11 protein-coding genes are annotated in these 13,294 nt (G+C 54.6%); 4 read left to right on the plus strand and 7 right to left on the minus strand.

Annotated features, from left to right (window positions below; translation table 11 throughout):
* Positions 1-3 precede the first annotated feature (3 nt).
* From ppk1 to purM, 3 genes are all read right to left on the minus strand, one after another.
* Complete coding sequence (ppk1, locus tag O9K67_RS06765) at positions 4-2,064, minus strand: polyphosphate kinase 1 (RefSeq protein WP_061493740.1); 2,061 nt, start codon at positions 2,062-2,064, stop codon at positions 4-6.
* Between the two features lie 264 nt (positions 2,065-2,328).
* Entirely contained in the window at positions 2,329-2,970 is a 642-nt protein-coding gene (gene purN, locus O9K67_RS06770) for a phosphoribosylglycinamide formyltransferase (protein ID WP_061493741.1), read from the minus strand.
* The gene (gene purM, locus O9K67_RS06775) at positions 2,967-4,004 is read right to left on the minus strand and encodes a phosphoribosylformylglycinamidine cyclo-ligase (RefSeq protein ID WP_061499829.1); all 1,038 of its coding nucleotides are present in this window, start codon (positions 4,002-4,004) and stop codon (positions 2,967-2,969) included. Before purM ends, purN begins: the two co-directional genes overlap by 4 nt.
* A gap of 234 nt (positions 4,005-4,238) precedes the next feature.
* On the opposite strand from purM, the gene upp reads away from it, so the two are divergent.
* The 3 genes from upp to O9K67_RS06790 all read left to right on the plus strand — a co-directional run bounded on the left by upp (position 4,239) and on the right by O9K67_RS06790 (position 7,063).
* A complete protein-coding gene (upp, locus tag O9K67_RS06780; RefSeq protein WP_061493742.1) occupies positions 4,239-4,865 on the plus strand; it encodes a uracil phosphoribosyltransferase in 627 nt (208 codons plus the stop codon).
* 110 nt (positions 4,866-4,975) lie between these two features.
* A complete protein-coding gene (gene uraA, locus O9K67_RS06785; protein ID WP_061493743.1) occupies positions 4,976-6,262 on the plus strand; it encodes a uracil permease in 1,287 nt (428 codons plus the stop codon).
* A gap of 99 nt (positions 6,263-6,361) precedes the next feature.
* The gene (locus tag O9K67_RS06790) at positions 6,362-7,063 is read left to right on the plus strand and encodes a DnaA inactivator Hda (protein WP_071889908.1); all 702 of its coding nucleotides are present in this window, start codon (positions 6,362-6,364) and stop codon (positions 7,061-7,063) included.
* Positions 7,064-7,104: 41 nt separating this feature from the next.
* Here the strand turns inward: O9K67_RS06790 and arsC are convergent, their stop codons facing one another.
* The gene (gene arsC / locus O9K67_RS06795) at positions 7,105-7,461 is read right to left on the minus strand and encodes an arsenate reductase (glutaredoxin) (protein WP_061493745.1); all 357 of its coding nucleotides are present in this window, start codon (positions 7,459-7,461) and stop codon (positions 7,105-7,107) included.
* 12 nt (positions 7,462-7,473) lie between these two features.
* Complete coding sequence (gene bepA / locus O9K67_RS06800) at positions 7,474-8,937, minus strand: beta-barrel assembly-enhancing protease (protein ID WP_061493746.1); 1,464 nt, start codon at positions 8,935-8,937, stop codon at positions 7,474-7,476.
* 222 nt (positions 8,938-9,159) lie between these two features.
* Between bepA and O9K67_RS06805 the strand changes: the two genes are divergently transcribed.
* Positions 9,160-10,221 (plus strand): AI-2E family transporter, encoded by a 1,062-nt coding sequence (locus tag O9K67_RS06805; protein WP_061493747.1) that lies wholly within the window; start codon positions 9,160-9,162, stop codon positions 10,219-10,221.
* A gap of 40 nt (positions 10,222-10,261) precedes the next feature.
* On the opposite strand, the gene focA is transcribed toward O9K67_RS06805, so the two are convergent.
* Both focA and O9K67_RS06815 read right to left on the minus strand, forming a co-directional pair.
* Positions 10,262-11,119 carry a formate transporter FocA gene (gene focA / locus O9K67_RS06810; protein ID WP_061493748.1) on the minus strand — a complete coding sequence of 286 codons (858 nt, stop codon included), beginning with the start codon at positions 11,117-11,119 and terminating at the stop codon, positions 10,262-10,264.
* A 109-nt stretch (positions 11,120-11,228) separates the two neighbouring features.
* Positions 11,229-13,166 (minus strand): sigma 54-interacting transcriptional regulator, encoded by a 1,938-nt coding sequence (locus O9K67_RS06815; protein ID WP_082794143.1) that lies wholly within the window; start codon positions 13,164-13,166, stop codon positions 11,229-11,231.
* Positions 13,167-13,294 lie beyond the last annotated feature (128 nt).

The following is a 13,294-nucleotide window of genomic DNA, read 5'->3' on the forward strand; positions in this document are numbered from 1 at the left end:
AGATTAGTCGGGCTGTTCGAGTGATTTGATGTAGTCGTAAATCGCCAGTTGTGCGCGTACTTTACGTCGATTGCCGCGCGGCACATAGCGATTACTCAGTTCTTTATCGATATACCTGGCTTTCACGGTATCACTTAAAAGCAAATCGATGATATCCAGAACGCGCTGTTTAAGGCGCGGATCGAGCAGCGGTGCCGCCACTTCAATACGGTAATCGATGTTACGCGTCATCCAGTCAGCGGAAGAAAGATAGACTTGCTTATCGCCGCCGTTCTCAAAAATATAGATGCGATCGTGCTCAAGATAACGGTCAACGATGCTGGTTACGCGAATATTTTCACTGATGCCTTCGAGATCCGGGATCAGCGAACACATCCCGCGCACCAGCAGGTTAACCGGCACCCCGGAACTGGAGGCGGCGTACAGTCTGTCTACCAGACCTTTGTCCACCAGGTTATTCAGTTTCAACGTGATTCCCGACGGTTTGCCCTCTTGCGCGTTGGCAATTTCGGTATCGATCATGTCATACAGCAGGCGACGTGAGTTCTGTGGTGAAACCAGCAAATAATCAAAGCTTACCGGGCGGTAAGGGTTTTCAATAAAGTTGAACACCCGACGTACTTCATTGGTAATACGTGCATCGGCGGTGATCAGCGAATAGTCGGTATAAAGTCGCGCGGTTTTTTCGTTAAAGTTGCCGGTGCCGATGTGGGCATAACGCACCACCTCTTCTCCTTCCATACGGGAGATCAGGAACAGTTTGGCGTGAATTTTTAAGCCCGGCGCCGAGAAGATAACCTGCACACCCGCTTCGGTCAGGCGTTTTGCCCAGTGGATATTCGCCTCTTCATCAAAACGCGCTTGCAGTTCCACCACTACCGTTACTTTCTTGCCGTTATGGGCCGCGTGGATCATGGAGTCAATAATGCGCGAGTCTTTTGCCACACGGTAAATATTGATTTTTATTGCCAGCACGCTCGGGTCGAACGACGCTTGACGCAGCAGCTCCAGCACGTGCTCAAACGTATGATATGGGTAATAGAGCAGCACATCGCGTTCGCGAATGGCATCAAAGCCGTTGCGGAATTTGTCAAACCAGAGATGACGCAGGCGCGGCAGCGGTTTATTGACCAGGTTGGATTTGCCGACGTTCGGGAAACCAATAAAGTCTTTAAAGTTGTGGTAACGGCCGCCGGGAATAATTGAGTCATAGCGGGAGATGGTCAGTTTCTCGCGCAGCATTTCCACCATCGCATCCGGCATGTCGCGCTGATAAACGAAACGCACCGGTTCGGCGGTCAGTCGCTGCTTCAGGCTGGAGGACATCAGCTCCATCAGGCTCGATTCCATTTCGTGCACCAGATCGTATTCGGCGTCACGGGTCATCTTCATCGAGTAGGCGTTGAGTGTGTCGTAATCAAAGAAGCCTTTGAAAATATCATCCAGGCAGTAGCGCAGGATGTTATCAAGCAGGATCATCGGCTTACGGCGGCGCGGGGTTTCCGGCGGCAGGTTAACAAAGCGCGGAACCTTGTCCGATGGGATCTCAAGCAATGCATAGCGAATATTGTCGCCACGAATAATTTCCACTGCCAGATAGGTGTAATCATCCTTCAGGAAGCGCACCAGATTGGTTTCGCGGTTGATAAGCGTCGGGGTGATGTGCTGGCGCAGGTACTGTTTAAAGTAGTTACGCAGCCAGCTCTGCTGGTTTTGCGAAAGCTGGCGTTCGTTGATCAGGAAGATCTGATTACGCGCCATTTCCAGCAGCAGATCGTTGTACAGGCTGTCGAACTCCTGGTCGGCTTTCAGTACGCGGGACTGAATTTTGCCCAGCAGATGGCGTGAATTGGTCGGAAGGCCTTGCTCTTCACTGATGATCAGCCGGCGTTTCAACTCCGCAAAACGGACCTTATAGAATTCATCGAGGTTGTTGGAATAGATCCCCAAAAAACGCATGCGCTCGATCAGCGGGTTACTCTTGTCGGCGGCTTCCTGAAGAACGCGTTCATTGAAACACAACCAGCTTAGTTCTTTTTCGAGATATAACTTTTCCTGACCCATTCCTGTTTACACTCCGGTTCAATCTCGGGACACAGCAAGTCCATCTCGCTCTCGCGGCGCCCGGCTTACAGGTGAACGTTGCTGGCGTTCCTTCGTATGACACAACTTATTATGGCGAGCTTTGCCACCAGATGTCCAACTGTGCCAAAAAAGTATGACAGTATTCTTTTTTCTGACTTAAGGTGATGAAAATACAGCGGGGAAGGGATAAACAAGCCGGATAAGACGGAGACGCTATCCGGCATAAGTGATGTAGCAGAGACGTTATTCGTCAGCCGCATAGCCCTGCGGCGGTAAGCAGACGCCATCCAGCCAGGCGGCGTTGTTTTCCATCTTCAGGCGACCCTCGACAAACCAGCTCACCACCAACGGGTAAATGGCATGTTCCTGCGCCTGAACGCGTGCGGTGATTTCCTCTTCTGTATCGCCATCGAACACCGGCACTTTTGCCTGCAAAATCACCGGGCCGCCGTCCAGCTCATCGGTGACAAAGTGCACGGTGGTGCCATGCTCTTCATCGCCATTTTCCAGTACCTGACGGTGCGTGTGCAGACCGGGATATTTCGGCAGCAGGGAAGGGTGGATATTCAACAGACGCCCGGCGTAGTGGGAGACAAATGCCGGACTGAGGATACGCATATAACCCGCCAGCACCACCAGATCCGGCGCATAAGCGTCGATTTCCAGCATCAGTTCGCGATCGAAAGCATCGCGACTGGCGAACTGGTCTGCTGTGAGGGCATGTGCGGGAATTGTTGCTTCCCGCGCACGTTCAAGGCCGAACGCATCGGCCTTATTACTGAATACCGCCCGCAGGGTGCCGTTGATTTTCTTCTGTTCGCAGGCGTCGATAATTGCCTGCAAATTGCTTCCGTTACCGGAAATCAGCACCACGATATTTTTCATTCAATGACCACGCGCTCACTGGAATCGGATGCTTTGATGATACCGATTTTCCACGCGTTTTCACCTTTAGCGTTCAGTAGTGCGATGGCTTTATCTGCTTCAGCCGCTGGCAGTGCAATCACCATCCCGACGCCGCAGTTAAAGGTACGATACATTTCATGGCGGCTGACGTTGCCCGCGCTTTGCAACCAGTTAAACACAGCCGGCCACTGCCAGGATGACTCGTCGATGACCGCCTGGGTGTTGTCTGGCAGTACGCGCGGGATGTTTTCCCAGAAGCCGCCGCCGGTCAGGTGCGCAATGGCGTGTACATCTACGCTTGCAATCAGCTCCAACACGGATTTCACATAAATGCGCGTTGGTTCCAGCAGGTGATCGGCCAGCGGTTTGCCTTCAAGCTGTGTCGTTTGCGGATCGCAACCGCTCACTTCGATCACTTTGCGTACCAGGGAGTAACCGTTGGAGTGCGGACCGCTGGAGGCCAGCGCTACCAGCACATCACCGTCGATCACTTTTGAACCGTCGATGATTTCTGACTTTTCCACCACGCCGACACAGAAACCGGCTACGTCGTAATCTTCACCGTGATACATGCCCGGCATTTCTGCTGTTTCACCGCCGACCAGCGCACAACCGGATTGCAGACACCCTTCGGCGATGCCGTTGATCACGCTGGCCGCTGTATCGACATCCAGCTTGCCGGTTGCGTAATAATCCAGGAAGAACAACGGCTCTGCACCCTGTACCACCAGGTCGTTCACGCACATCGCCACCAGGTCGACGCCAATGGTGTCGTGACGTTTCAGATCCATCGCCAGACGCAGCTTGGTGCCTACGCCGTCAGTGCCGGAAACCAGTACTGGCTCACGATATTTTTGCGGCAGAGCGCACAGCGCGCCGAAGCCACCCAGACCGCCCATCACTTCAGGTCGGCGGGTTTTCTTCACCACGCCTTTGATTCGGTCAACCAGAGCATTGCCCGCGTCGATATCAACACCGGCATCTTTGTAGCTGAGAGAGGTTTTATCGGTCACTGCTTCAGTCCCCACGCGTTTACTTGCGGTAGAAATAAAATTCGGCGCAATTCTAACAGCCAAGGCAAACGTTTGCGAGTCCATTATTTCAGGGCGCTGAGGATTCTTACGATATACTCTTTTCCAGTCTGATTGATCGTGATCAAGCGCCTGCCTGTAGCGCAACGGAAAAAAAGCGGTATAATCCGGCGATTTTTTTTGTGGCTGCCACCTGTCTGGGGAAAGGAGAAGAGTATGAAGATCGTGGAAGTAAAACACCCACTCGTCAAACACAAGCTGGGTCTGATGCGAGAGAACGACATCAGCACCAAACGCTTTCGTGAACTCGCCTCGGAAGTGGGCAGCCTGCTGACGTATGAAGCGACTGCGGACCTCGAAACGGAAAAAGTGACCATCGAAGGCTGGAACGGGCCGGTCCAGGTTGAGCAAATTAAAGGGAAGAAAATCACCGTTGTGCCAATCCTGCGCGCAGGTCTGGGTATGATGGAAGGTGTGCTGGAGCATGTACCGAGCGCGCGCATTAGCGTGGTCGGCATCTACCGTAACGAAGAGACGCTGGAGCCGGTGCCGTATTTCCAGAAACTGGTGTCCAATATCGACGAGCGTATGGCGCTGGTGGTTGACCCGATGCTGGCAACCGGCGGTTCGATGATCGCCACGATTGACCTGCTGAAAAAAGCGGGCTGCCACAGCATCAAAGTGCTGGTGCTGGTTGCTGCACCGGAAGGTCTGGCGGCGCTGGAAAAAGCGCACCCGGACGTGGAACTGTACACCGCGTCGATCGATAAGGGCCTCAACGAGCACGGATACATTATTCCGGGCCTCGGCGATGCCGGCGATAAAATCTTTGGTACGAAGTAATTGCTTAAAAATCGAAAGCCGACTTTGATAGTCGGCTTTTTTTTGGGATTCAAAACACTGCCCGCCGTTAAGGACGGGGAGATACACAACAACACTCAGAGGAAAACACTATGACGCGCCGTGCTATCGGGGTAAGTGAAAGACCACCGCTTTTGCAAACCATCCCGCTTAGTCTACAGCACTTGTTCGCCATGTTTGGCGCAACCGTGCTGGTGCCAATCCTGTTTCACATTAACCCGGCCACCGTGCTGCTGTTTAACGGTATCGGGACACTGCTGTACATCTTTATTTGCAAAGGGAAAATCCCGGCATATTTAGGCTCCAGCTTCGCCTTTATCTCGCCGGTGTTGCTGCTGTTGCCGCTGGGTTACGAAGTGGCACTGGGCGGTTTTATCATGTGCGGCGTGCTGTTCTGTCTGGTCTCCTTTATTGTGAAAAAAGCAGGTACCGGCTGGCTGGACGTGATGTTCCCGCCTGCTGCGATGGGCGCAATCGTTGCGGTCATCGGTCTGGAGCTGGCGGGCGTGGCGGCAAACATGGCCGGTCTGCTGCCTGCAGAAGGGCAGTCTGCGGATTCCAAAACCGTGATCATCTCGCTGGTAACACTGGGCGTGACGGTGTTTGGTTCCGTGCTGTTCCGCGGTTTTATGGCCATTATTCCGATCCTGATCGGTGTGCTGGCGGGCTATGCGCTCTCGTTCGCGATGGGCGTTGTCGACACCACGCCGATTGCGCAAGCGCACTGGTTCGCTTTGCCGACCTTCTACACCCCGCGTTTTGAGTGGTTTGCAATTTTTACCATTCTGCCTGCGGCGCTGGTGGTGATTGCCGAGCACGTTGGTCACCTGGTGGTCACAGCGAATATCATCAAAAAAGATCTGATTCGCGATCCGGGCCTGCATCGCTCGATGTTTGCTAACGGCCTGTCGACGGTGATTTCCGGCTTCTTCGGTTCTACGCCAAATACCACCTACGGTGAGAACATCGGTGTGATGGCAATCACCCGCGTCTACAGCACCTGGGTGATTGGCGGTGCGGCGATCATCGCCATTCTGCTCTCATGCGTAGGTAAACTGGCGGCGGCTATCCAGATCATTCCGGTACCGGTGATGGGCGGCGTTTCGCTGCTGCTGTACGGGGTTATCGGCGCGTCCGGTATCCGCGTGCTGATCGAATCCAAAGTGGATTACAGCAAAGCGCAAAACCTGATCCTGACGTCCGTTATCCTGATTATCGGTGTGAGCGGGGCGAAAGTGCACATTGGTGCGGCAGAGCTGAAAGGCATGGCGCTGGCGACCATTGTGGGGATCTGCCTGAGCCTGATCTTCAAACTGATTAGCGTGCTGCGCCCGGAAGAAGTGGTGCTGGATGCGCCAGACAGTGACGTAACGAAGTAATTTTTACGTGGGGTTGAGCCGGGTTTCACGCCCGGTTCAAACCGAACGGGATTTTATGATAAACTCACTGCGTTTTTTGTAAGCCCTGTTGAGGTCCCTCTGAACACACCGGCACAGCTCTCCCTGCCATTATATTTACCCGATGACGAAACCTTCGCGAGTTTCTGGCCGGGTGATAACCCCTCTTTACTGGCGGCGTTGCAAAATGTTCTGCGCCAGGCACACAGCGGATACATCTATATCTGGTCGCGTGAAGGCGCGGGGCGCAGCCATTTGCTGCATGCTGCTTGTGCTGAACTCTCCCAGCGCGGCGATGCCGTGGGTTACGTGCCGTTGGATAAGCGCACCTGGTTTGTGCCGGATGTGCTGGAAGGGATGGAGCAACTTTCGTTGGTCTGCATCGACAATATCGAATGCGTCGCTGGCGATGAGCTGTGGGAGATGGCGATCTTCAACCTCTATAACCGCATTCTGGAGTCGGGAAAAACCCGGTTGCTGATCACCGGCGATCGTCCTCCGCGCCAGCTTAACCTTGGGTTGCCGGATCTGGCTTCGCGGCTGGATTGGGGGCAAATCTACAAGCTGCAACCGCTCTCTGATGAAGATAAATTGCAGGCATTGCAGTTGCGTGCTCGCTTACGGGGTTTTGAACTGCCGGAAGACGTGGGCCGTTTTCTGCTCAAGCGGCTGGATAGGGAGATGCGTACCCTGTTTGATACGCTGAACGAGCTGGATCGCGCGTCCATTACCGCGCAGCGCAAGCTGACCATTCCGTTCGTGAAAGAGATCCTCAAGCTGTAATACCCGGCCGGACTCGTGCCACTTCCTCCGGCCTGGGCGCGTTATAAAATTGCCAGTACCTGCTCCGGCGGGCGACCAATCCGCGCTTTACCGTTGGCAATCACAATCGGGCGTTCAATCAGCTTCGGATTCTCCACCAGCGTCTGAACCAGTGCTTCCTCAGACAGCGTACTGTCGCCAAGTTTCAATTCTTTATAAAGATCTTCTTTTGTTCGCATCAGTTCCCGTGCGCTGGACATCCCCAGCATCTGCAATAACCTACGCACGGTTGCCGCATCCGGCGGCGTTTCCAGATAGAGCACCACATCCGGCTCTACGCCGTTTTCTTTCAGCAGGTTCAGCGTCTCACGGCTCTTTGAGCAACGCGGGTTATGGTAAATTTGTACGCCGTCTGACATCTTTTCTCCTTATTACATCTTCTGATACGGTTTGAAACGCTGCTGCATCTGCCGTAGCTGATCAATTCGCGCATCGTAACGCGCCTGTTGCAGGCTGCCGAGTTTCACCTGCGCGCTGGCGTTACTCAGTAAGCTTATCGCCTGATCCAGTTTACCCACCAGCGCCAGACCTTCCGCCCGCGCAGCAAGTTCCTGATCGCGGTGATTCAGCGCGGCTTCGGTCTGCGCCAGCAAATCCCAGCCGTTCACATCCTCTTTATTACTGAAGGTATAACGGTTCAGGATGCGCTCCGCTTCTGCGGGCTGACCGCCTTCGAGCAAGGCATTCGCCAGGTTGAGCTGCAATACCGGGTTGGTTTTTACCTCACGGGCGGCATTCAGACGCTTAATGGCATCGGCGCTTTTGTGCTGGCCTAAATCGATGTCGGTTGCCAGGTCGAGGAACCAGGCATTGTCAGGATCGGCGCTGAGCAGCGGTTGCAGGTTTTTGGCGGCATCAGCGTAGTTTTTCGCATCCATCGCCTGCAACGCCCGGCCATATTGTGCGGCGCGCTGCTCACGCACATTGCCTTTCGCCCAGGCGTCAAGCTGGTCGCTGGTCAACTGATTGCGCCCGGAATTGTACATTCCTAACGCCCTGGCTTTCGCCATATAAAACGCCTCGGAGGATTGCACCACCACCGGACGCATCTGGTTGGCGCGGTTGCGGGCATCCGAGAGACGGCTTTCCGGTAAGGGGTGCGTCAGCAGAATTTCCGGCGGACGGGTGGAGTAACGCGACTGGTCGAGGAGTTTTTCCAGAAAGGTAGGCATCGCCTGTGGATCGAAACCGGCGCGTTGCAGTACCTGAATCCCAATACGGTCTGCTTCCTGTTCGTTCTGCTGAGTAAAGCTGATCATCCCTTGCTGCGTACCCGCCAGCGTACCGGTTAACGCCGCCATCCCGGCTTGCGGGCTGGCCATTGCCAGCAGAATTGAGCCGAGCGCTCCGGCCCAGGTCAACGGCGCGCTGCGTTTTTGGTCTTCCATCGCGCGCGCCAGGTGGCGTTGCGTAACGTGAGAAATTTCGTGTGCCATAACCGATGCGAGCTGGCTCTCGTTGTCCGCGTAGCGGAACAGGGCGGAGTGCAGCACGACATTGCCGCCAAAAAAGGCGAAGGCGTTAATTTCGTCGTTATTGACGAGATAAAAATGGAAGGGCGTTTTTACCGAGTCCGCATGGGCTACCAGACGCATCCCCAGCCCGTTGATGTACTGAACCAGTAGCGGGTCGTTAATCAGCGGCGCGCTGCCTCGCAACTGGCGAACATAGTAGTCGCCCATTTGCATCTCCTGTCCGATGGAGAGCGTGCTTCCGGCGGATGTTCCCATATCCGGCAGGCTGTCTGCCGAATCTGCAAACGCCATGGTTATCGGGCCTGTGGCAAGTGCAGCAATAAGGGTGGCGACCAGCGTGCGTTTCAACTGCCTGAACATAACCTCTTCCTGTGTTTGGGGGGTAGTATTATGACCGGTATTCGGGGTCTTCGTTCCGGTTTTCCCGCTTTGCGAGTGTAGCCGCGTTGGCAGGTGAAGAAAATCCCATTCAGCAGAATGTTATGTTTCCCCGAAAGGATACGAAAAGCGAAGTCTTTTTTGTGACATTTCGATACAATTCCACTCCTTAACTCCCGCCAACGAGGCTCAAGAAAAAACGTTATGCTCGAAATGTTGATGCAGTGGTATCGCCGCCGTTTTAGCGATCCGGAGGCAATTGCACTGCTGGTCATTCTCCTTGCGGGTTTCTGTATCCTCTTCTTTTTTAGCGGCCTGCTTGCGCCCCTGTTGGTGGCGCTGGTCATCGCCTATCTGCTGGAGTGGCCCACCGCGCGTCTGCAACGCATCGGCTGTTCGCGCAGCTTTGCTGCCACGCTGGTATTGATGATGTTTGTCGGCATTCTGCTGGTGATGGCGTTTGTGGTCATGCCCGTAGCCTGGCAGCAGGGCATCAATCTGATCCGTGATATGCCCGGCATGTTGAACAAACTCTCTGATTTTGCCGCGACTCTGCCGCGTCGTTACCCGGCGTTGATGGATGCCGGCATTATCGATGCGATGGCGGAGAATATGCGTTCACGTATGTTGACGATGGGCGACTCCGTGGTCAAATACTCCCTTGCCTCGCTGGTCGGACTGTTAACGCTGGCGGTTTACCTGGTACTGGTGCCGTTGATGGTCTTCTTCCTTGTTAAGGATAAAGAGCAGCTTCTTAATGCTGTGCGCCGTATACTGCCGCGCAATCGCGGGTTGGCGGGGCAGGTATGGAAGGAGATGAACCAGCAGATCACCAACTATATCCGCGGTAAAGCGCTGGAGATGGTGGTGGTCGGTGTCGCCACGTGGATTGGCTTTATTCTGTTTGGTCTCAACTACTCCTTGTTGCTGGCGGTGCTGGTGGGGTTCTCGGTACTGATCCCTTACATCGGTGCGTTTGTGGTGACCATTCCGGTCATTGGCGTGGCGCTGTTCCAGTTTGGCCTGGGTACCGAGTTCTGGAGCTGTTTCGCGGTCTATTTAATTATCCAGGCACTGGATGGCAACCTGCTGGTGCCGGTGCTGTTTTCTGAAGCGGTCAACCTGCACCCGTTGGTGATCATCCTGTCGGTGATCATTTTCGGCGGGCTGTGGGGATTCTGGGGCGTTTTCTTCGCCATTCCTCTCGCCACGCTGATCAAAGCGGTGATCCACGCCTGGCCGGACTCACCGGCTATCGAAGAGTAAAGATGCCGGACGGTGCACGCAGCGCCGCCCGGAAGTCGAATTAATGTGCAGCGTTCTGGTTGCGCAGATAGATAATCCAGTAGGTGATGCCCACCAGCAGCCCTCCACCGATAATATTCCCAATCGTCACCGGAATTAGATTGGCGGTAATAAAGTTGCCGACGGTCAGCGCCGGGAAATTATCCGGCGAGGTATGTACGGCGCTCCAGAAGCCCTCTGGCGCAAAATCGCGAATGATGATCGCCAGTGGGATCAGAAACATATTGGCGATACTGTGTTCAAAGCCGCTGGCGACAAACATGCCGATCGGCAACAGCATCGCCATCACTTTATCCGTGAGCGTATGGCCGGAGTAACTCATCCATACTGCCAGGCAGACCATCAAATTGCACAGCGTCCCCAGACAGACCGCCTCAATAAACGTGTGGTGCATTTTATGATCGGCAGTTTGCAGCACATTCAATCCCCATAGCCCGTTGCCGTTCATGGTCTGACCGGCAAACCAAATCAGCGCAACAAAAAACAGCGCGCCTGTCAGGTTGCCAAAATAGACGATGATCCAGTTGACGATCAGTTGCCGCCAGCTCACCAGCCCACTGGCTTTTGCCATTACCGTCAGCACAGTGGAAGTAAACAGGTCGGCGCCACAGACCACCACCAGTATTAACCCAAGGGAAAAACAGAGTCCGCCCGCCAGTTTTGCCAGCGCGCTGGCGGGGGCCGGCCCGCTGGTGACGGTGATATAGAACACAAACGCAATCGAGATAAATACCCCTGCCGTGACCGCGAGAAAAAACGACAGCTCTTTCTTTTTAGTGACTTTATACAGACCAGATTGTTCGGCGACTTTTGCCATTTCCGCAGGAAGTCGCAGGTCAAACGCGTTGCCGGTATCCATTTGATTCTCCTGATTCAATGCACATAAGTGAGATACCCGCGGTCATATGCATAGCGCATACCAGCGGTAATCGGGAGATCGTTAACGACTTCACATAACGGAGGAAGGGTTACAGCACTTCGCGCACGGCAATACCGAGGCGCTGCATGCGGGATAACAGGGTAGTGCGTTTCATTCCGAGTTTCGAGGCGGCACCGCGCGGCCCGGCGACAATACCGTTGGTTTCTCGCAGCACCTGGATGATCCGCTGGCGTTCTTCTTCGTCATTTTCCGGCGGCTCCGGATGCATCATCTCCGCCACTTTTGGCAGGGTAAACGGGAAGGGATCGTGTGCCACGGGCTGCACCATGCTTACCGGTTGAGCATGCAAATGCAGACTCAGGGTATTGTCGCGCGCCAGCAGTACGGCGCGTTCAATCACATTTTCCAGTTCGCGCACGTTGCCGGGCCACTCATAGCGCATCAACTGGCGCATCGTGTCCGGAGGAATGGTGTCGATAGTGCGGTTTAAGCGGCGCGCCAGTTTTTGTGTGAAGTAGCGTGCCAGTAGAGGAATGTCGTCCGGTCGCTCACGCAAGGGGGGCAGCACCAGCGGGAACACATTCAGGCGGTAGAAGAGATCGTTGCGAAATTCCCGGTCAATTACCATCTGGCGCAGGTCGCGGTTGGTGGCGGCTATCACCCGTACGTTGACCGGGATGGTGCGGGTGCCGCCAATGCGTTCGATCTCCCGCTCCTGTAATACACGCAGCAGCTTCGGTTGCAGTTCGAGGGGCATATCGCCAATTTCATCCAGAAATAGCGTCCCTTCATCGGCCATTTCAAAACGCCCGCGGTGGGCATTTATCGCGCCGGTAAACGCCCCTTTGTCGTGACCAAACAGCTCGCTTTCCAGCAGGCTGGCGGGAATGGCGGCGCAGTTTATTTTCACCAGCGGTTTGTCTTTACGTGGGCTCATCTGATGCAGGGCGCGGGCGATGATCTCTTTGCCTGTTCCTGTCTCGCCGAGGATCAATACGGTGCTGTCGCTCAGCGCCACAATGTTGACCTGCTGGAGCACGTCGCGCATTGCATCGCTCTGGTAAATGATGTCGCCGAAGCTCTGGCTGGAGAAAATTTGCTCGTTCAGCTTACGGTTTTCACTGTTCAGGTTCTCTTTCAGATGCGTGACCTGGCGATACGCGTCGGCATTATCGACGGCGATGCCAATTCTGTCGGCGATCTGTTGCAGCAATCGACAGTTTTGCTCATTAAAAACGCTGTTATCCCGATGCGACAGCAGCAGGACGCCAGTGGATTTATGGCTGAACGCCAGCGGTAAAATCAGCGCAGCGTCCAGTTCCTGAACCGCCAGTTGCTGTAATACCGGATCGTTTTGCCAGAGCGCTTCATCCTGCTCCCGGCGCAGTAAAGCGCTGCGATGGTCGTTTAGCGCCGCCAGTAGCAACGGGCTTTCATTACGCAGCGGGTACTGTTCGGTACCCGGCGGGCAGGTGGGAAAGTGGGTGGCATGGCAAATCAACTGGCGTGCGTGCAGGGTGTCGCGCAGGACGATACGGACATTATCAATACCGAAAAAACGATGGATCTCCCGGGAAACATCAGCAACCAGTTCATCAAGATCAAGGTGCGACAACACCGAGTTGGTGATATCCACCAACACCCGGTCGTGATCGCGCTCTTCCTGGAGCTGTGCCACCGACTGGCTCAGTTGCGCTCGCGAGCACTGCTCTTCCAGCGCCTGAGTCGCCAGCCGCGCCAGCCATGCGAACATGGCGTTGTCGGCGTCATTAAATACGCCATTGTCGGTGCGCACAAAACGCAGCTCCACAACCTCGCCCTCATTAAGCAGGGCGATATGCACTGAACTGTCGCTGATTTTTCCGTTGTAGGCATGATCGCTGCACTCGACGCTGCCATCATCGAAGCAGCGCCAGAAGTGCGTGTTATTGAGACATAATTCGATGTACTGGATGGGGCTGAAGGGGGGCGGCAGCGGGATAAATGCCCGAAGTAGTGAAGCCTGCAAATTATCTTGTAAGATCATGGATACGTCGCCCTTCCAGATTTACCCGCTATCCCTCAAAGTGAGTATGGATAGTACAATATCCCCTATTTTCGTAGTGTTACAAGCTTCACGTATAAGTCATCGTCCTGGCATTAATTGCCTGAATA

Source organism: Kosakonia oryzendophytica, assembly GCF_027886705.1.
GTDB lineage: Bacteria > Pseudomonadota > Gammaproteobacteria > Enterobacterales > Enterobacteriaceae > Kosakonia > Kosakonia oryzendophytica.

Excerpts from the sequence above, each read along its gene's own strand:
- O9K67_RS06815 (WP_082794143.1), bottom strand. The coding sequence starts at position 13,166 with ATGATCTTACAAGATAATTTGCAGGCTTCACTACTTCGGGCATTTATC.
- arsC (WP_061493745.1), bottom strand. The coding sequence starts at position 7,461 with ATGTCAGACGGCGTACAAATTTACCATAACCCGCGTTGCTCAAAGAGC.
- upp (WP_061493742.1), top strand. The coding sequence starts at position 4,239 with ATGAAGATCGTGGAAGTAAAACACCCACTCGTCAAACACAAGCTGGGT.
- O9K67_RS06805 (WP_061493747.1), top strand. The coding sequence starts at position 9,160 with ATGCTCGAAATGTTGATGCAGTGGTATCGCCGCCGTTTTAGCGATCCG.
- focA (WP_061493748.1), bottom strand. The coding sequence starts at position 11,119 with ATGGATACCGGCAACGCGTTTGACCTGCGACTTCCTGCGGAAATGGCA.
- purN (WP_061493741.1), bottom strand. The coding sequence starts at position 2,970 with ATGAAAAATATCGTGGTGCTGATTTCCGGTAACGGAAGCAATTTGCAG.
- bepA (WP_061493746.1), bottom strand. The coding sequence starts at position 8,937 with ATGTTCAGGCAGTTGAAACGCACGCTGGTCGCCACCCTTATTGCTGCA.
- ppk1 (WP_061493740.1), bottom strand. The coding sequence starts at position 2,064 with ATGGGTCAGGAAAAGTTATATCTCGAAAAAGAACTAAGCTGGTTGTGT.
- uraA (WP_061493743.1), top strand. The coding sequence starts at position 4,976 with ATGACGCGCCGTGCTATCGGGGTAAGTGAAAGACCACCGCTTTTGCAA.